Here is a 17,828-nt window from a genome sequence, read left to right on the forward strand (position 1 = left end):
CGGGCAGTGTAGGTGCTTAGACATGGGCTCAGCCGACCCGAGCCGCAGGAGAGAGGGACGAGCCATGTGCCAGCACCAGCCGCCGTGTCCACCGGCGGACGCCCCGTGCCACGACGCCGCCCGACTGGTGGCCTTCCACCCCGAGCAGGGGTGGGGCCTCCTCTGCAACGGCGTAGTGATCTTCGATGACACGGGCGAACTGATGCCGGACGGCCGAAGCGTCTCCATCGGCCCCGTCTGCTGTGGAACGGCCGCCTGAGGCGGTAGACCAAGCGCGAAAGGAACAGCAATCCGTGCGCAGGATCCAGATCCGCAAGTCCAAGAAGCCGAGCTCCGGCCAGTCCGGCTTGGACCTGCGGACGCCGTCCGGCCGCCGCCTCCCGTTCTGACCTGACCGCCCGCGCGCCCGCGGGCCGCGTCAGCCGTCGTGCTCGTTGACCCAGACCGCCACCTGGGCCCGCGAGTGGAAGCCGAGCTTGCTCATGATGTGCTCGATGTGACTCTCGGCGGTGCGCTGGGAGATCACCAGGGCGGTGGCGATCTCCTTGTTGGTCAGCCCCTGGGCGACGAGCCGGGCGATCTCCGTCTCCCTCCGGGTGAGCGGTCCGGTTCCCTTGGCCGCCGGACGCTCACCGCCGCCGGTGGAGCGCTCGCCGACGCGCTCGTCCCTCTGGAGCGCGTAGTCGAGCGCCTCGTCGTAGGAGAGCCGGGCGCCCTCCTCGAAGGCCGCCTCGAAGGGGGAACGGCCGAGCGCCTCCCGGGTGAGGCGCTCGCACTGCTCGTGGTAGCGGGCCAGATGCCCGAAGCCGGACAACGGCGCGCCGATCATCTGCCAGATGGTCCGCAGGATGCCGTACAGCCGCGCCGCCCGCCGGTGGTCGCGCTCGGTGGTGGCGATCCAGGCCAGCACCTCCAGGTTGACCCCCACGCCGAGCGGGTCGCCGAGCGCGCGGTTGAAGGTCAGGCTCTCCGCCTCCAGCGCCGCGGCCCGCGCCAGGTCGCCCTGCCGCCAGACGTCCACGCCGAGCGCCATCATCATGTACGCCTTGTGCCAGCCCTCCCCGTAGGCGTCGGCCACGGCCAGGCACTCGTCGCCCATCGCGATGGCCCGGGTGGAGTCGCCGCGGAAGGAGTGGGCCAGCGAGAGCCGGATGAGGGCCAGGGTGGTGCCCACCGGGTCGCCCAGGGCGCGGTGCCGGGCCAGGGCCTGCTCGTACAGCTCGATGGCCCCGTCGGTGTCGCCCTCGCACATGGCGATCATCCCGGAGTACAGCGCGACGTACCCGAGGACGTCCTCCAGCCCCAGTCGCTCACCCAGGTTCTGGCTCTCCTTGAGCATCTCCGCCGCGGCCGGGACGTCGGCCTGGATGATGGCCAGCCAGCTTCCCGCCCACAGCGCCCGCGCCCGCGTCTCGGGGGAGCCCGCGCCGCTGGAGAGCGCGCGGTCCAGCCAGCGGCGGCCCTCCCCCAGGTAGAAGCCGGTGATCCAGTGGTAGAGCAGGTCGGTGGCCATCTCCAGGCAGGCTCCGGCCTCGTCGGGGTCGGCCAGGCAGCGTTCCAGGACGCTGTGCAGGTTGGCGTGCTCGTGGCGCAGCCGGGTGAACCAGGCGACCTGCGAGGGTCCGAAGAGCTGCCCCCGGGCCTCGGCCGCGAGCTCCCGGTAGTAGTCGCAGTGGCGCCGCTGCAGTTCGCCCTGCTCCCCCTGGGCGCTGAGCCGTTCGAGGCCGTACTGACGGATGATCTCCAGCAGCCGGTAGCGGACGCGCGAGCCGTGCTCCTCCCTGATCAGGATGGACTTGGAGACCAGCGCGCACACGAGGTCGAGCACCTCCTCGCGGTCGATGCCGTCGCCGGAGCAGACGGCCTCGGCGCCCTCCAGGTCGAGGCCGCCCGCGAAGACCGACGCCCGCGCCCACAGCATCCGCTCCTTCTCGGAGCACAGCGCGTAGCTCCAGTCGATGAGCGCCCGCAGCGTCTGGTGGCGCGGCGGCTCGGCCGGGGAGCCGGCGGTGAGCAGCCGGAACCGGTCGTCCAGGCGGTCCAGGAGCTGCCGCAGCGACAGGGCGCGCAGCCGGACGGCGGCCAGCTCGATGCCGAGCGGCAGGCCGTCGAGCCGGCGGCAGATCTGCAGGACGATGTCGCGGTTGTCCTCGGTGAGCTGGAACGACGGCAGGACGGCCATGGCCCGCTCGGTGAACAGGCGCACGGCGTCCGAGCGCGCCAGCGACTCGATGGGCAGCTCCGCGCCGTCGGCCCCGGGCATGGGCAGCGTCGGCACCGGCAGGATCCGCTCGCCCGCGAACCCCAGCGCCTCGCGGCTGGTGGCCAGGATGCGCAGGTCGGGCGCGGCGCGCAGCAGCGCCTCGGCGAGGACGGCGCTCTCGCGGACCAGATGCTCGCAGTTGTCCAGGATGATCAGGGCGCTCTTGTCGGCGAGGAAGTCGGTGAGCACCCGCAGCGGCGAGCCGGCGCTCTGGTGGCGGATCTCCAGCGCCTCGATCACGACCTGGGCCAGCATGTCGGGGCTCTCCAGCCCGCCCAGCTCGACGAACCACACGCCGCTGCGGAAGTCGCGCGCCATGTCCAGCCCGACCCGCAGCGCCAGCCGGGTCTTGCCGACCCCGCCCACGCCCGTGAGGGTGACCGCGCGTGACGCGGACAGCAGTCGCTTGACCTCGGCCACCTCGTGCCGACGCCCAACGAAGCTGGTCACCTCCGCGGGCAGCCTGACGCACTGCTGCCGCCTGGTGTCGTTCATCGCCAGCATCATGAAAGCCCCGCCGGCCGGGCCACCGGGTTACGCCCGAGCCGTTCCCTCAAGGTTATGCGCAGGTCACCACGGGTGGGAAGGCGGGGACCCGGCGCCCGCTCATCCCTTGAGACCGCTGGCGAAGCCCTTGATGACGTAGCGCTGCAGCAGCAGGAAGGCGACGACGACCGGCAGCGCCCCGAGCACCAGGCCGGCGAAGACCAGGCCGTGGTCGGAGACGTACTGGCCGACGAACGCGAAGACGCTCACCGGGATCGTCTCGAAGCCGGACCCGCCGAGGTACAGCAGCGGGGTGAAGAAGTCGTTCCAGATGAACACGGCGTTGAGGATCAGCACCGTGCCCGTGATGGGCCGCAGCAGCGGGAAGACCACCTTGGTGAACGCGGTGAAGTGGGAGGCGCCGTCGATCTGCGCGGCGCTGGCGTAGTCGCGCGGCAGGGCCCGGATGAAGCCGGTGTAGAGGAACACGGTGAACGGGAGCTGGATCCCCGTGTAGAAGACGATCATCCCGGCGTGGCTGCCGATGAGCCCGAGGTCGGACACGAGCTGGTAGAGCGGGATCATGCCGAGCTGGAACGGCAGCACGATGCCGAGCAGGAACAGGATGTACAGCCCGTAGCCCATGCGGCTCTGGGCCCGGGCCAGGTAGTAGGCCGCGAACGAGCCGAGCGCCACCAGCGCGACCAGGCTGACCACGGTGATCACGGTGCTGTTGACCAGCGACGGGCCGAGCGCGGCCGCCGTCCACGCCTTGTCGAAGTTGTCCAGCGTGGGCGGCGCGGGCAGCGAGAGCGGGCTGTGCGCGATCTGCGCCGGGTCCTTCAGCGACAGCGTGATCAGCGCGTACACCGGGAAGAGGAACGCCACGGCCACGGCGACCATGACGATCTCCAGCAGGAACGTCCGCTTCACTGGGCCACCTCACGGTTGCGGAGATAGTAGAGCTGCACCATCGACACGGCCGCCACGAACAGCGCCAGCACCAGCGCGATCGCCGTGCTGTAGCCGAACTTGCCGAAGACGAACGCCTGCTTGTACAGGACCGTCGAGAGCGTCTCGGTGGCGTAGCCGGGGCCGCCGTTCGTGGCCGCGAAGACCTGGTCGAACAGCTTGAGTCCGCCGATCGTGGACAGCATGAGGTTGATGGTCAGCGACGGCGCGAGCAGCGGCCAGGTGACGTACCGGAAGCGCTGCCACGTCCCGGCGCCGTCGATCATGGCCGCCTCGTGCAGCTCCGGCGGGATCCCCTCCAGCCCCGCCAGGAAGATGACCATCGAGTAGCCCGCGTACTGCCACACCACGGTGCCGGCGATCGACCACAGCGCGAGCGACGGGTCGCCGAGCCAGTCGATGTGGGTGCCGAGCAGGCCGTTGAGCCCGGCGGCCGGGTCGGGGTTGTAGATGTACTTCCACAGGAAGGCCACCATGACGGGGCTGACCACGACCGGGGCGAAGAACACCACCCGCAGGACGGCGCGGCTCCTGAGCTTGACGTGCACGCCGAGCGCGAGCAGCAGGCCCACGCCGTTCTGCACGGCGACGATCGTCACGGTCAGCAGCAGCGTGTTGCCGATCGAGCCCATGGCCTGCTCGTCGTGGAGCATGGCCGTGAGGTTGGCCAGCCCGACGAACGACTTGTCCTCGCCGATGCCGCTCCAGTCGGTGAAGGCGTAGACCATGCCGGCCAGGCTCGGGTAGAGCACGACCGCGGCGTAGACGAGCAGCGCGGGCAGGGCGAAGACCCACGACGGGGACAGGGAGCTGAACCTCCCCCACGGCTTGCGGGCCGTGGAGGGAAGGCTCCCGCGGGCGATGTTCGCGGTCACTTGGCGTATGCCTCGTCCATCTTCTTCAGGGCGTCGTCAATCTTGATCTTTCCGGCGAGCAGTTCCTGGACGACCGCGAAGTGCACGGGCTGCACCTCGGCGTTCGGCCAGCGCTGGTCCATGAACGGCACGGCGCGGTCCTTGGTGAACGGCAGGAACGACTGCACGGCCGGGTCGATGGTGGAGCTGGCGTCCTGGGTGAGCGGGATGGCGGAGATGGCCTTGGCCCAGAGGTTGATGTTCTCCTGCTTGCCGAGGAAGTCGATGAACGCCTTGGCCTCGGCCAGGTTCTTGCCCTTGGCGGAGGCGCCGAGGCCGACGACCACGCCGGCGGGGATCCACACCTGGTCGGCGGAGTCCGCGCCCGGCACGGGGAACATCGACAGGTCGGAGGGGCTGGTGGCCGACTTGCGGAAGTCGGGCAGCACGGCCGAGACCTGGATCGCCATGGCGGCCTTGCCGGTGGCCACCATGGAGGTCTGCTGCTCGAACGTGGTGCCGTTGGGGTTGTCGTTGAAGAAGCCGCGCTTCTGCAGCTCCAGGTACATCTCCATGGCCTGGCGCCAGCCCGACTGGGCGAAGCTGGTCTGCCCGGCGCGCTGCTTGTCGTCGAAGGTCGGGTCCTTGGCGTACACGGTGGAGGGGACGAGCGCGTACGTGATGAGCTGGGTGACCCACGGCGTCTGGGCGCCGAGCGCGATCGGGGTGATCCCGGCCTTCTTCAGCTTGTCGCACACGGCGAGGAACTCGGTCCACGTGGTGGGCGGCGCGTCGATGCCGGCCTTCTGGAACGCCTTGGTGTTGTAGACGGCGCCGATGACCGACGAGCCCGCCGAGTACATGTAGGTCTTGCCGTCGTTCTGGAAGGCCGGTTTGAACCCGGTGGGGATGGTCTGGGTCCACGCCTGGTCGGACAGGTCGGCGAGCAGGCCGGCCTTGGCGATCTGGCTCATCGACATGGCGCTGCCGTCGCCCGGGTAGACGACGTGCAGGTCGGGGGCGTTGCCGGCGCCGAGCTGCGTGCGCACCGAGGTCTGCACCTGGTCGGTGGGGGCGAACGTGGTGGTGAGGGAGACGCCGGGCTTGACCTGCTTGTAGGCGGCGACCAGCTGGTCCATCGCGGCCTTCTGGTCGGCGACGCCGACGAACTTGAGCTGCGTGGCGGTCTGCTGTCCCTGCGCGGTGGTGGTCTGCGGCTTGGTGGAGCAGGCGGCGGTCGCCGCGGCGGCCGCCGCCAGCCCGCCCATCATGCGGAAGAACTGGGCGCGGCTCATCCTGGCTTCGCGTAGGTCGGTCATGGGGGTCTCCTCCGGGCAGGTCCCACGCGGGCGGGGGGTGGGGCGTTATGCGAACGTTTTAATCGGGAGGTGCCAAGATGCCGGGCCGGCTGACGACATCTTGAGGGGAGGCGTTAAATCTAACGCTAAAGAGTGTGAACTTGTGATGTTGCGTGGAGACTATGAGCCACTCCCCGAGGTGTCAAGGGTGTGAGAGATTGAGTCCGCGTAACGAACTCGGCCGTACGCGGCATGACCCTCACGGTACGAGCATCCAGACATCGGCATCCAGACATGGGAGCGCTAGCAGTGAAGTCGCGTCCACGCGCGGCCAGTGGGGCCACCAGGCGCCAGGCGATGGCCGAGCACGTCATGCGCCAGGGTTCGGTCTCGATGACGGAGCTCGCGGAGATCTTCGAGGTCAGCGTGATGACCGTCCATCGCGACCTGGACCTGCTGGAGAGCCAGGGCATGGTGCGCAAGTTCCGCGGCGGCGCCAGCGCTCAGGCGTCCAGCGTGTTCGAGAGCAACATCGCCTACCGCAAGACCGCCCAGACGGCGGAGAAGGAGGCGATCGCCCGGCACGTGGTCGGGCTGATCGAGCCGGGCAGCTCGGTCATGTTCGACGACTCCACGACCGCGCTGGCCGTCGCCCGGCACCTGGTCGAGGTGACCCCGCTGACCGTGGTGACGAACTTCCTGGAGGCGATCCGGCTGCTCGCGCCCGTGCCGGGCATCCGGCTCATGGCGCTCGGCGGCGAGTACTACCCCACGCACGACTCGTTCCTCGGGGTGGCCTGCGTCGACGCGGTCGAGGCGATGAACACCGACACGGTCGTGGTCTCCACCTCCGCCGTGTCCGACCGGCACGCCTTCCACCAGGAGCAGGAGATCGTGCTGGTCAAGCGGGCCATGCTCGCCTCCGGCACACGCTGCGTCCTCGCGGTGGACCACACCAAGCTCGACCGGGTGGCCCTGCACCGCGTCGCCCCGCTGGAGGCGTTCGACATCATCGTGGTCGACTCGCGCGCCCCGGAAGAGGCGATCCAGCGGCTGCGCGACCGGCACCACCGGGTGGACGTCGCCGAGGTCACCGAGCCGTAGCGGCCCGGCTCACCAGGTGACGGGCAGCGAGGTCAGGCCGTACACGAGGTGGAAGGAGCGGAAGGCGGGCCCCGGCTCGGCCGGCCGCAGCTCCGGGAACCTGCGCAGCAGCGCCGGGAACGCGATCCGCATCTCCATGCGGGCCAGCGGCGCGCCCAGGCAGTGGTGGACGCCGTGGCCGAAGGCCACATGGCCCGGGGCGCCCCGCGTGATGTCCAGCGTGTCGGGGTCGGACAGCAGGCCGGGGTCGCGGTTGGCGGTCGGCAGCGCGCAGATGACCAGCTCACCCGCCCGGATCTGCTGCCCGGCGATCTCGGTGTCGGCGGCGGCGACCTTGCTCGTGCCGGAGTGGACGATGCTGAGCCAGCGCAGCAGCTCCTCCACCGCGGCGTCGGCCCGCTCGGGCTCCTCCCGCAGCAGCCGGAGCTGGTCGGGGTGGCGCAGCAGGGCCAGCGTGCCGAGCGAGAGCATGTTCGAGGTGGTCTCGTGGCCGGCGAACAGCAGCAGGCTGCCGATGCCGGCCAGCTCCGCCGGTGTCAGCTCGTCGCCGTGCTCGCGCACCAGCATGCCCAGCAGCTCCTCGCCGGGGTCGGCCATCACCCGCTCGACCAGCCCGGACATGTAGGCGCGCGACTCGATCTGCAGCTTCACGCGCTGCTCGACCGGGACCGACACGTCGAGCATCCGGCTGGTGCGGTGCTGGAATCCCTCACGGTCGCCGTACGGGACGCCCAGCAGCTCGCAGATCACCAGCGACGGGATCGGCAGCGCGAACGCCTGCACCAGGTCGGCCGGCGGGCCCGCCTTCTCCATCGCGTCCAGATGGTCCTCGACGATCTGCGTGACGCGCGGCTCCAGGCGGCGCATCCGGCGCAGTGTGAACTCGGGGGTCAGCAGCCGCCGCAGCCGCGTGTGCTCCGGCGGGTCGTGCGCCAGCAGGTTGCCCGCCCGCAGCACGGCCAGCTCCTCGTCGCTGACCGGCGGCGCGCCGGGCAGCCGGGCCAGGCCGATCTGGGCCAGCGGGAAGCGCTCGGCGTCACCGAGGACCGCGCGGACGTCGGCGTGGCGGGTGACCAGCCACGCCTCCACGCCGAACGGGGTCATGACCCGCCGGACGCCCTCCTCGTCGCGCAGCGCGCCCAGCTCGGGGATGGGGCCGAAGCCGTCCCGGCGCATGTGCAGCGGCATCAGCGAGGTGTCCGTCATGTGTCCCCCCGGGTGACCGGCGATCCTGACCGCTCCTGACGAAGACGGTACCAACCCGTCGGCGATGCGCAAGATCCACAGCGAGATCCGATCTTCGGCGTGGCTCTGACCTGCGACGATCTCAGGAAGCGGTTCACGCAGGAGGCGTACGCTGAGTTTGACGGCCGGCGACGGCGAGGAGGGGACCGGCCATCGGGTCGTGGAGCAGTCATGACGTCACGGGGAACTGACAGCTGGAGCGCCGCCGGGTTGCCGGCCGAGCTGACCAGCTTCGTGGGCCGCCGGCACGACATCGCCGAGGTCAAGCGGCTGCTGGCCGGCTCCAGGCTGGTGACGCTCGTCGGCGTGGGCGGGGTCGGCAAGAGCCGGCTCGCCCTGCGCGTCGCCGCCGAGGTGCAGCGCGCCTTCCCCGACGGGGTCTACCTGATCGAGCTGGCCGCCCTGGAGAGCCCCGGGGTGCTGGCCCAGGCGCTGATCGAGAGCCTGCGCATCATGGACCACTCCTCCCGCGAGCCCATGGAGGTCCTCACCGACCACCTGCGCGAGCGGCAGACGCTCATGGTGCTGGACAACTGCGAGCACCTGCGCCGCGACTGCGCGGTCCTCGCCGCGACGCTCGTGCGCGCGGCGCCCGGCCTGCGCATCCTCGCCACCAGCCGGCAGGCGCTCGGCGCCGCGGGCGAGCAGACCATGGTGGTGCCCGCGCTGCCGGTGCCCAGGACGAACGGCACGCGCCCCGGCGGCGAGCCGGCCGAGCGGTTCGACGCGATGCGGCTGTTCGCCGAGCGGGCCCAGGCCGTCGTGCCCGACTTCGAGATCACCGACGACAACCGCGAGACCGTGGCGCGCATCTGCCGGGGCCTGGACGGCATCCCGCTGGCCATCGAGCTGGCCGCCGTGCGGCTGCGGGTGATCTCCGCCGACCAGCTCCTCGCCCGGCTGGAGGACCGCTTCGGGCTCCTCACCACCGGCTCCCGGGCCCGCCTGCCGCGCCAGCAGACGCTGCGAGCGCTCATCGACTACAGCCACGCCCTCTGCACCGAGCAGGAACAGCTGCTCTGGGCTCGGCTGTCGGTCTTCTCCGGCAGCGTCGACCTGGAGGCGGCCGAGCACGTCTGCTCCGGTGACGGCATCGCCCCCGAGGACATCGTCGACGTGATCACCGGCCTGGTCGACAAGTCCATCCTGGTGCGCGAGGAGCACGGCCCGATGGTGCGCTTCCGGCTGATGGAGACCATCCGCCAGTACGGCCGCGACCGGCTGCGCGAGTCCGGCGAGGAGGCGGAGCTGCGCCGCCGCCACCGCGCCTGGTACGTGGACCTGGCGACCCGGATGCACCACGAGTGGTTCGGCCCCGCCCAGGTGACCTGGTACCAGCGCATGCGCCTGGAGCACGACAACCTCCGCTCCGCGCTGGACCACTGCCTGTGCACGCCCGGCGAGGCCCAGCAGGGCATGGTCCTGGCCGCGGCGCTGCGCTTCTACTGGATCGCCGCCGACGCCCCGCGTGAGGCGCGCCGCTGGCTCGACGACCTGCTCGCCGCCGACCCCGCCCCCGTGCCGGCCCGCCTGTGGGCGCTGGGCGTCGACGCGCGCATCGCGGTGCTGCAGAGCGACTTCGCGGTGGCGGCCGCCCTGCTGAAGGAGTACCGCGAACTCGCCCGCACGCTCGGCGACGACACCGCCGAAGGGGGCGCCGCGTACGTCGAGGGGCTGGCCGCGCTCCTCCAGAGCGACCTGCCCGAGGCGGAGCGGCTGCTCGACGCGGCACTGGCCTGCGGCCGGGGCGCCGGCGACGACATGCTCGTCGCCAACGCGCTCATCTACCTCGGCACCACCCGGTCGCTGCTCGGCCGGCCCGCCGAGGCGGTCGGGAGCTTCGAGGAGTGCCTGAGCCTGTGCGAGACCCGCGAGGAGCGCTGGTTCCGGTCGTACACGCTGTGGACGTACGGGATCGAGGCGTGGAAACAGGGCGACACGCGGCGCGCGGTCGAGATGGAGCGCGCGGCCATCAGGCTCAAGGAGCCGTTCAAGGACCCCCTCGGCATCGCGCTGTGCGCCGAGGCGCTGGCCTGGATGGCGGCCGGGGAGGGCGACGGGCGGCGGGCCGCGACGCTGCTCGGCGGGCTGGAGGAGATCCGGCGGGGGTTCGGCGGGCCGCTGTTCGGCAGCCTGTCGATCTACCACGAGGCGTGCGAGGAGGCGGCGCGGGCCGCCGTCGGCGACCGTTCGTTCGAGACGGCCTTCCGCAAGGGCAAGGCGATGAGCTCCGCCGAGGTCGTCGCGTACGCGCTGCGCGACGCCGGGCGCGGCGACGAGCGGCGCGGCGAGTCCTCGCCGCTGACCCAGCGGGAGATGGAGATCGCCCGGCTGGTCGCGCGCGGCATGAGCAACAAGGCCATCGCGGCCTCGCTGGTCATCGCCCAGCGCACCGCCGAGGGGCACGTCGAGAACATCCTCAGCAAGCTCGGCTTCAGCTCGCGTGTGCAGATCGCCTCCTGGGTCGGCCGCCAGGAACGCCCCGCCGACGAGCAGGGAGGCGCGCCATGAGACCGGTGGCGGACGGTGACCGGGGCCGGCCGGACCCCGCCAAGGAGGCGTCGAGCTTCGTCGGCCGCAGGAGGGAGCTGGCCGCGGCACGCAAGATCCTGGCGCGGGAGCGGCTGCTGACACTGACCGGCACGGGCGGGGTGGGCAAGACCCGCCTGGCGCTGCGCATCGCCGACGGGCTGCGCGGCACGTACCAGGACGGCGTCCACGTGATCGAGCTGAGCCTGCTGGAGACCGGCGACCTGCTGGTGGCCACCGTCGCGGCCGGCATGGGCCTGCGCGACGAGGGGCCCGACCCCACGGCGCTGCTCGTCGACTACCTGTCGGACAAGCGCATGCTGCTCGTCCTCGACAACTGCGAGCACCTGCTGCAGGACTGCGTCCGCCTGGTGGACCGGATCCTGCGCGGCGCGCCCCGCGTCCGGATCCTGGCCACCAGCCGGCAGATCCTCGGCGTGTACGGCGAGCAGGTGCTCGCGGTGCCGTCGCTGGCGGTGCCCGACCCCGCCTGCCCGCCGCGCGAGATCGCCGGTCACGACGCGGTGCGGCTGTTCGCCGACCGCGCGGCGAGCGTGTGGCCGGGCTTCGAGGTCGACGTCCGCAACGCGGAGTCCGTCGCGCGGCTGGCCCAGCGCCTCGAAGGGATCCCGCTGGCCATCGAGCTGGCCGCCGTGCGGCTGCGCACGCTGCGGCTCGACGGGCTGATGCGCGAGCTGGACGACTTCCTGGAGCTCCCGGCCCCCGGGTGCGCCGTGACGCTGCCGCGCCACCGCACGCTGCGCGCCACCATGGACTGGAGCTACCGGCTGTGCTCGCCGGCGGAGCAGCGGCTGTGGGCCCGGCTGTCGCTGTTCCCGGGAGGCGTGGACCTGGACACCGCCGAGGCGGTCTGCGAGGGCGACGGGATCGCCGCCGGCGAGGTGTTCGACCTGATCGCCGGGCTGGTGGACAAGTCCGTGCTGGTCAGCGAGCGCTGCGACGACGGGATGCGGTACCGGATGCTGGAGTGCATCCGCGCGTACGGCGGTGAGCGGCTCCAGCCGGACGAGGGCCGGATGATGCGCCGGCGCTACCTCCGCCACTACCACGCCCTGGTCCGCGACAACCGGGTGGACGAGCTCGTCCCCGAGCAGCTCGACCGCTACCGGCTGCTCCAGCGCGAGCAGCCGAACGTGCGCGCCGCCCTGGAGCTGTCCCTCAGCCGGCCCGGCATGGGCGGCGTCGCGCTGGAGACCGCCGGGACGATGTGGTCGTTCAGCCTGCCCGCCGGCTCGCTCACCGAGGGTCGCTACTGGCTGGAACGCAGCCTGGAGCTCTCGCCCGAGCCGTGCGCCGCGCGCGCCACGGCGCTCTGGGTGGACAGCATGCTCGCCGTGCGGCAGGGCGACGTGGCCTCGGCCATGCCCCGGCTGGCGGAGAGCCACGAGTTCGCGGTGACCACCGGCGACGAGCGCCTCCTGCCGTACGTCGTGCGCACCTCGGGGATCGCCGCGTACGTGGCCGGCGACGCGCGCCGGGGGCTGGAGCTGCTGGAGGAGTCGATCATCCTGCACCGGGCCGTGGACGACGTGGCCGGCGTGGCGCTGGACCTGTACTTCGCGGCCACCTACGGCTCCGTCCACGCCCCGGAGCGGGCCGCCGCGCTGGGGAAGGAACTGCTGGCGCTGTGCGAGGCGCGCCGGGCGGCCCTGTCGCGCGGCTACGCCCAGCTCTCGCTCGGCATCGCCGCCTGGAGCCTGGACGACCGGGAGCGGGCGGAGTCGCTGGTGCGCGAGGCCGCCGCGTTCACCGCGCAGATCAACGACCGCTGGTGCCTCACCCAGTGCCTGGAGGTGCTGGCGTGGATCGCCTGCGCGGACGGGGAGCACGCGCGGGCGGCCTGGGTGCTCGGGGCGGCGCACGCGCTGTGGCAGGCGGTGGACTCCTCGCCGACCCGGCTGTGGTACCACGCGACGTGGCACGAGCGGTGCGTGGAACAGTCGCGGCGGGTGCTGGGCGACCGCGACTTCACCACGGCCTTCCGCGACGGGGCCCGGCACGGCCTCGACCGGGCCGTGGTTCGTGCGATCGGCGCCTGACACCCGGTCATGGCCTGAACCGGGTGACGGGCGGGCGCCTACCTCCCCACGTCCGACGCGTGCCCATGGAGGTCTGCATCCCCTGCAACCCGTACTTCCCGACCCCCGAGATCTTCGAGTACCTCGGCCGGAACCTGGAGACGATCCTCACGTACCACCCGAGCGACCTCGGCGTCGATCAGGCGCACGAGGTGAAAGGATCCTACCGAGGGCGCTGTTCCGGGGGCGCTGTACTCGACTCCGGGCCCCGCCGCTGCCGCGGCACCGAGCGCGCCGCACCTCCCCGAACCGACCGGCCCCCACCGGGTCGGCACGACGTCCCTGCATCTGACGGACACCTCTCGCCCCGACCCGTGGGTTCCCACGGCCGAAGCGAGGGAGCTCATGGTCTCGCTGTGGTATCCGACGGCGGCACGCGACGGCCGCCGAGCTCCGTACGTCACGCCCGAGGAGTCGGCGCTGCTCCTGAAGGGCTCGGGCGTCAAGGAACTGGAGAAGATGCCGCCGGACGGGCTGAGCCGGACGCGGACGAACGCCTTAGCCGGCGCCGAGCCGGCGGGACGTCGCCACAGCCTGCCGCTGGTGGTGATGTCGCCCGGCTTCACCTTGCCTCGCAGTTCGCTCACGAGCCTGGCCGAGGACCTGGCGAGCAGAGGGTACGTGGTGGCGAGCGTCGACCACACCTACGAGAACTTCGCCACCACCTTCCCCGACGGGCGCGTGACCACCTGCGCCGCCTGCGAGAACGTCAATGCCGACGGCTTCGGCCAGAAGGTGATCCGGAACCGCGCGCTCGACATCTCCTTCGTGCTCGACCAGCTGACCGGTCCCGACCCCACGTGGAAGGGCGCCGGCCTGATCGATCCCGCCCGGATCGCGATGGCGGGCCAGTCCATCGGAGGGGCCGCCGCACCGGAGACCATGCCGGGTGGAGGCGCTGGCTCGTGGTGAAGGGCGCGGTGCACCCGTCCTTCACCGACTACGACATGCCGCTCCAGCAGCTCGGTGTGGACCTCGGCGGCGACCTGAAGGGAACCCGCTCGGTGAACGTCACCCGCGCGTACGTCGAAGCCTTCCTCGACCTGCACCTGCGCGGCAAGGCTCAGCCGCTGCTCGACAAGGCCTCCGCGCGCTGCCCCGAGGTCCGATTCTGCTCGCCGTCGGCGGAGGGCTGCCGCTGAGAACCCGTCATGAGTCCGTACACCGGCCCGCCTCGACGTCAGGCGCCGCGACGTCAGGCGCACGCGGGGCGCGACCGGGTACGGGGTCCGTCTCCTGCCTCGCGGCTACTTCCTCAGCCAGAGCATGTAGTACGGGCTGTCCCAGCGGCAGTCGTACTCCTTGTAGTTCTCCATGATGAGCTTGGCCGTCCCCGCCTTGACGCAGTTCTCAAGCGTCCGGAAGCCCTTGTACGGCTTCCAGCCGGTAGCCGTGGCACTGGCCGGGGTGGCGGCGGCGAGGGCACCGACAGCGAGGGTGCCGGCCATGGCGAGGGTCACGCCGAACCGTGCGGCTTTCTGTCGCAAGACATCGTCCTTCCTCGACGGGCGGCGCAGGCGCGCCGCCGTGCGGATGGCCTCACGGTAACGCTAGTTGATCAAGGAACACGGGCATCTGTCGATCTTGTCCGAACTTGGGGAAATCTGGGTAGGCGCACGGGCGCCGCTGCGTTCAGTAGTGGCTGTTCATGGCGGTACGCACCTCGGCGAGCGTGGCGTCGGCCACGGCGTTGGCCCTCTCGTTGCCCTCGCGCAGAACCCGGCGCAGATAGGCACGGTCCTGCGCGTACTCGGTCCGGCGGGCCCGGATCGGGGCCAGGTACTCGTTGACCGCCTCGGTCACGGTCCTCTTCAGCGCGGCGGCTCCCGCGGAGCCGATCTCTGAGGCGATCTGCTCGGGGGCGCGGTCCTGGCACAGGCCCGCCAGGAGCAGCAGCGAGGACACCTCGGGGCGGGCGGCCGGGTCGTAGGTGATGAAGCGCTCGGAGTCGGTCTTCGCTCCCTTGATCAGCCGGGCCGTCTCGTCGGCGTCGGCGGCCAGGGTGATGGCGTTGCCCCTGCTCTTGCTCATCTTGGCGCCGTCCATGCCGAGCAGCAGCGGCGCGCTCGACAGCAGGGCGTCTGGGCGGGGGAACACGGCGCCGCCGTGGCCGTAACGGTCGTTGAAACGGCGGGCGACGGCCCGGGTGATCTCCAGGTGGGGGAGCTGGTCCTGGCCGACCGGGACGAGGTTGGCCTTGCAGAACAGGATGTCGGCGGCCTGGTGGACGGGGTAGGTGAACATCAGGCCGCTGACGGCGGACTGGCGCGAGTGGGCGATCTCGTCCTTGACCGTGGGGTTGCGGTTGAGCTCGGCGACGGAGACGAGGCTGAGGAACGGCAGCATGAGCTGGTTGAGAGCAGGGACGGCGCTGTGCGTGAAGATCGTGCTGCGCGCCGGGTCCACGCCGATGGCGAGATAGTCCAGGACCAGCTCCTCGACGTACTCGGTCAGGTTGTCGGCGATGTCGCGGTCGGTCAGGACCTGGTAGTCCGCGATGATCACGTACGTCTCCACGCCGAGGTCCTGCAGCCGTATCCGGTTGTGGAGCGTGCCGAAGTAGTGCCCGAGATGCAGCCGTCCGGTGGGGCGGTCACCGGTCAGCACCCGGAACCGCCCCGGATCCTGGCGGATCAGCTCCTCCAGGACGGCGCTGCGGGCGTGCGCGGCGGACGTCTTCAGCGGGTCGGCGGAGCCCGCGGCTGGGTCGGGGATGAGGGCCTCGGAATCCGTGGCCTGCAGGGTGGTGTCCATGAGGTGCTCTCCTGGTGGGTCGGGTCGGTGTCGCCGTCAGGACGCCACGACCCTGGTCCAGGGAACACAAAAAGGGCCGTCCGTCCGAACGGCCCTTTTCTTCATGCCTGAGAGGCGGCCGCTCCTATGAGGAGCGCCACCAGCTCAGACACGACGAAAGACGCATGGACTCATCATAACGTCGGTCCCCCGGACCCAGGCAAGATCGAGGCGCCTTCGGCGGCCACGGACCACAGCCCCGGTGGTGGCCGTTCATGCGCCCGAGCGGGCCGGGACCGATGCCCGAACAGGGGCCTGGAGCAGGCCGGACAGCCGGTTCAACGCCGCCGGGACCGCCCAGTAGTACACCCATGTCCCGCGCCGCTCGGAGCCGACCAGCCCGGCTTCCCGCAGCACCTTCAGATGGTGGGAGATCGTCGGCTGGGAGACGTCGAACGGGCCGGTGAGGTCGCACACGCACGCTTCCCCGCCCTCGTGCGAGGCGATCAGGGACAGCAGGCGCAGCCGGACGGGGTCGGAGAGCGCCTTGAACATCCGCGCCAGCTCGGCCGCGTCGTCCTCGCCCAGCGGTTCGCGTGCCATCGGCGCGCAGCACCCCTCGCCGGCGGGGAACATCGGCAGCGTCTGTTTCGACATGCATCTATGTTGACAGCCGTCTAATCACGGTGGCAACCTCTCTTGTATCGACACCTGTCGATACAAGGCTTCTCCGATGGAGGATCACCATGTCCCGCGTCCAACTCGCCCTGCGCGTCGGCGACCTGGAAGGCTCGATCGCCTTCTACGCCAAGCTGTTCGGCGTCGAGCCGGCCAAGCGCCGTCCCGGCTACGCCAACTTCGCCATCGCCGAGCCTCCGCTCAAGCTCGTGCTCCTGGAGGGCGAGCAGGGCCAGGAGGCCGTCATGGATCACCTCGGTGTCGAGGTCGCCTCCACCGACGACGTCACGGCCGCCGCCGAGCGCCTTGAGCAGGCGGGTCTGGTCACCTTCGCCGAGAACGACACGTCCTGCTGCTACGCCCTCCAGGACAAGGTGTGGGTGCGCGGCCCCGGCGCCGAACCCTGGGAGGTGTATGTGGTCAAGGCCGACGCCGACACCCTCGGCAGGTCCGCCACCCCCGGCCCCGCCGCACCGTGCGCCTGCGGCCCGACCGCCGAGCGGGCCGACGGAGAGAACGCGCCGGCGGCGTCCGGGGCCGGCTGCTGCTGACCCGCGCCATTCCCAACCCCCGCTGATCGCCGACGCCGCACCACCGGCTTGACCTCAAGCTGACGTGAGGTTGCAGAGTCGGGTTCGTGAAGAGCTTCGAGATCGGCGTCATCCTGCCCGGGGTCGGCACGCAGCAGGAGAACGGCCTCGGCCTGCGAGAGGCCGCCCGCCACGCGGAGGACGCGGGGCTGGACGGCGTCTGGCACGGTGATCACCTGGCTGTCGGCGGGGCGACGCTGGACGCGTCGATCGCACTGGCCACCGCCGCCGCGGCCACCTCGACGATCAGGATCGGCACCAGCGTGTTCGTGCCGGCGATCCGTCCCGTGGTCTGGGCGGCCAAGCAGATCGCGACCCTGCAGTACGTGTCCGGCAACCGGCTGGTCCTGGGCGTCGGTTCCGGGGGCGGGCCGGGGCAGTGGGCCGCCGCCGGGGTGGCGTACCGGCGGCGCGGCACCCGTACGGACACCGCGCTCGAACTGCTGCCCGAGCTCCTCGCGGGCGAGGAGACCCGCCTGCGGGACGAGCCGGGGCAGCCGGCTGTCACGCTGGCCCCTGCCGCCGAGATGCCGCCCGTGTGGGTCGGCAACGCGTCGGAGGTGGCCATCCGGCGGGCCGCGCGGCTGGGCGACGGGTGGTTCCCCTCCCTGATCCCGCCCCGGGAGGTCGCCGAGGGACGGGCTCGGCTGGCGGAGCTGGCCGCCGGACATGGGCGGCCCCTTCCGGTCATCGCGATCGGCGGCGCCGCCGCTCTGGGAACCGGGCCCGGCGTTCCGTCCCGGGCGCAGCTCGCGGCCGGCATCAGCGCTGCCTACGGCCGCCCGCTCGACGAGGTCATGGACATCCCGCTCACCGGCCGGCCCGAGGAGGCCGCCGAGAAGCTGCACTCCTACCGGGAGGCCGGTGCGGGTCACGCGGTCATCGGGATATCGGGGGGCGACTGGCGGGCGCAGGTCGATCTGCTGGCGCAGGTACGGGAGCTGCTGCTCAGGTGAGGCGGCTCGACCATCGGACGG

Annotated in this window: 16 protein-coding genes; 8 read left to right on the plus strand and 8 right to left on the minus strand. The window is 71.5% G+C overall.

The annotated features are described in order from the left end of the window. The first annotated feature begins 64 nt into the window (after positions 1-64). Complete coding sequence (locus HT134_RS46010) at positions 65-259, plus strand: DUF5999 family protein (RefSeq protein ID WP_175589913.1); 195 nt, start codon at positions 65-67, stop codon at positions 257-259. Between the two features lie 159 nt (positions 260-418). On the opposite strand, the gene HT134_RS27295 is transcribed toward HT134_RS46010, so the two are convergent. The 4 genes from HT134_RS27295 to HT134_RS27310 form a co-directional block, all read right to left on the minus strand. Then, positions 419-2,758, minus strand: a complete 2,340-nt coding sequence (locus HT134_RS27295) for a LuxR C-terminal-related transcriptional regulator (RefSeq protein WP_246365519.1) — start codon at positions 2,756-2,758, stop codon at positions 419-421. Positions 2,759-2,869: 111 nt separating this feature from the next. Further along, positions 2,870-3,682, minus strand: a complete 813-nt coding sequence (locus HT134_RS27300; RefSeq protein ID WP_312888469.1) for a carbohydrate ABC transporter permease — start codon at positions 3,680-3,682, stop codon at positions 2,870-2,872. Further along, the gene (locus HT134_RS27305; RefSeq protein ID WP_175603314.1) at positions 3,679-4,596 is read right to left on the minus strand and encodes a carbohydrate ABC transporter permease; all 918 of its coding nucleotides are present in this window, start codon (positions 4,594-4,596) and stop codon (positions 3,679-3,681) included. The genes HT134_RS27300 and HT134_RS27305 overlap by 4 nt, the downstream gene beginning before the upstream one ends. Further along, positions 4,593-5,894 carry an extracellular solute-binding protein gene (locus HT134_RS27310; protein ID WP_175603315.1) on the minus strand — a complete coding sequence of 434 codons (1,302 nt, stop codon included), beginning with the start codon at positions 5,892-5,894 and terminating at the stop codon, positions 4,593-4,595. Before HT134_RS27310 ends, HT134_RS27305 begins: the two co-directional genes overlap by 4 nt. 288 nt (positions 5,895-6,182) lie before the next feature. Between HT134_RS27310 and HT134_RS27315 the strand changes: the two genes are divergently transcribed. After that, on the plus strand, positions 6,183-6,977 hold the full coding sequence (locus HT134_RS27315) for a DeoR/GlpR family DNA-binding transcription regulator (RefSeq protein WP_312888470.1): 795 nt from the start codon (positions 6,183-6,185) through the stop codon (positions 6,975-6,977). A gap of 9 nt (positions 6,978-6,986) precedes the next feature. Here the strand turns inward: HT134_RS27315 and HT134_RS27320 are convergent, their stop codons facing one another. Next, entirely contained in the window at positions 6,987-8,183 is a 1,197-nt protein-coding gene (locus HT134_RS27320; protein ID WP_175603317.1) for a cytochrome P450, read from the minus strand. A gap of 210 nt (positions 8,184-8,393) precedes the next feature. Between HT134_RS27320 and HT134_RS27325 the strand changes: the two genes are divergently transcribed. The 4 genes from HT134_RS27325 to HT134_RS46015 all read left to right on the plus strand — a co-directional run bounded on the left by HT134_RS27325 (position 8,394) and on the right by HT134_RS46015 (position 13,992). Further along, positions 8,394-10,733, plus strand: coding sequence for an ATP-binding protein (locus tag HT134_RS27325; protein ID WP_175603318.1), 2,340 nt, complete (start codon positions 8,394-8,396; stop codon positions 10,731-10,733). Further along, positions 10,730-12,811 (plus strand): ATP-binding protein, encoded by a 2,082-nt coding sequence (locus HT134_RS27330; protein WP_175603319.1) that lies wholly within the window; start codon positions 10,730-10,732, stop codon positions 12,809-12,811. The genes HT134_RS27325 and HT134_RS27330 overlap by 4 nt, the downstream gene beginning before the upstream one ends. Before the next feature lie 327 nt (positions 12,812-13,138). Continuing rightward, a complete protein-coding gene (locus HT134_RS27335) occupies positions 13,139-13,762 on the plus strand; it encodes an alpha/beta hydrolase family protein (RefSeq protein ID WP_246365617.1) in 624 nt (207 codons plus the stop codon). Next, positions 13,756-13,992 (plus strand): hypothetical protein, encoded by a 237-nt coding sequence (locus tag HT134_RS46015; RefSeq protein ID WP_246365521.1) that lies wholly within the window; start codon positions 13,756-13,758, stop codon positions 13,990-13,992. The genes HT134_RS27335 and HT134_RS46015 overlap by 7 nt, the downstream gene beginning before the upstream one ends. 105 nt (positions 13,993-14,097) lie before the next feature. Here the strand turns inward: HT134_RS46015 and HT134_RS27340 are convergent, their stop codons facing one another. The 3 genes from HT134_RS27340 to HT134_RS27350 all read right to left on the minus strand — a co-directional run bounded on the left by HT134_RS27340 (position 14,098) and on the right by HT134_RS27350 (position 16,240). Beyond that, positions 14,098-14,337, minus strand: coding sequence for a hypothetical protein (locus HT134_RS27340; RefSeq protein ID WP_175603320.1), 240 nt, complete (start codon positions 14,335-14,337; stop codon positions 14,098-14,100). Between the two features lie 145 nt (positions 14,338-14,482). Next, positions 14,483-15,604, minus strand: coding sequence for a tryptophan--tRNA ligase (trpS, locus tag HT134_RS27345; protein WP_175603321.1), 1,122 nt, complete (start codon positions 15,602-15,604; stop codon positions 14,483-14,485). A gap of 252 nt (positions 15,605-15,856) precedes the next feature. Continuing rightward, positions 15,857-16,240, minus strand: a complete 384-nt coding sequence (locus tag HT134_RS27350) for an ArsR/SmtB family transcription factor (protein WP_217708405.1) — start codon at positions 16,238-16,240, stop codon at positions 15,857-15,859. Positions 16,241-16,329: 89 nt separating this feature from the next. On the opposite strand from HT134_RS27350, the gene HT134_RS27355 reads away from it, so the two are divergent. Both HT134_RS27355 and HT134_RS27360 read left to right on the plus strand, forming a co-directional pair. Next, positions 16,330-16,812 carry an ArsI/CadI family heavy metal resistance metalloenzyme gene (locus tag HT134_RS27355; RefSeq protein ID WP_175603322.1) on the plus strand — a complete coding sequence of 161 codons (483 nt, stop codon included), beginning with the start codon at positions 16,330-16,332 and terminating at the stop codon, positions 16,810-16,812. A gap of 86 nt (positions 16,813-16,898) precedes the next feature. Next, positions 16,899-17,807, plus strand: coding sequence for an LLM class flavin-dependent oxidoreductase (locus tag HT134_RS27360; RefSeq protein ID WP_175603323.1), 909 nt, complete (start codon positions 16,899-16,901; stop codon positions 17,805-17,807). The last annotated feature ends 21 nt before the right edge of the window (positions 17,808-17,828 follow it).

It is taken from the genome of Nonomuraea rhodomycinica, from assembly GCF_013363995.1.
GTDB classification, from domain to species: domain Bacteria; phylum Actinomycetota; class Actinomycetes; order Streptosporangiales; family Streptosporangiaceae; genus Nonomuraea; species Nonomuraea rhodomycinica.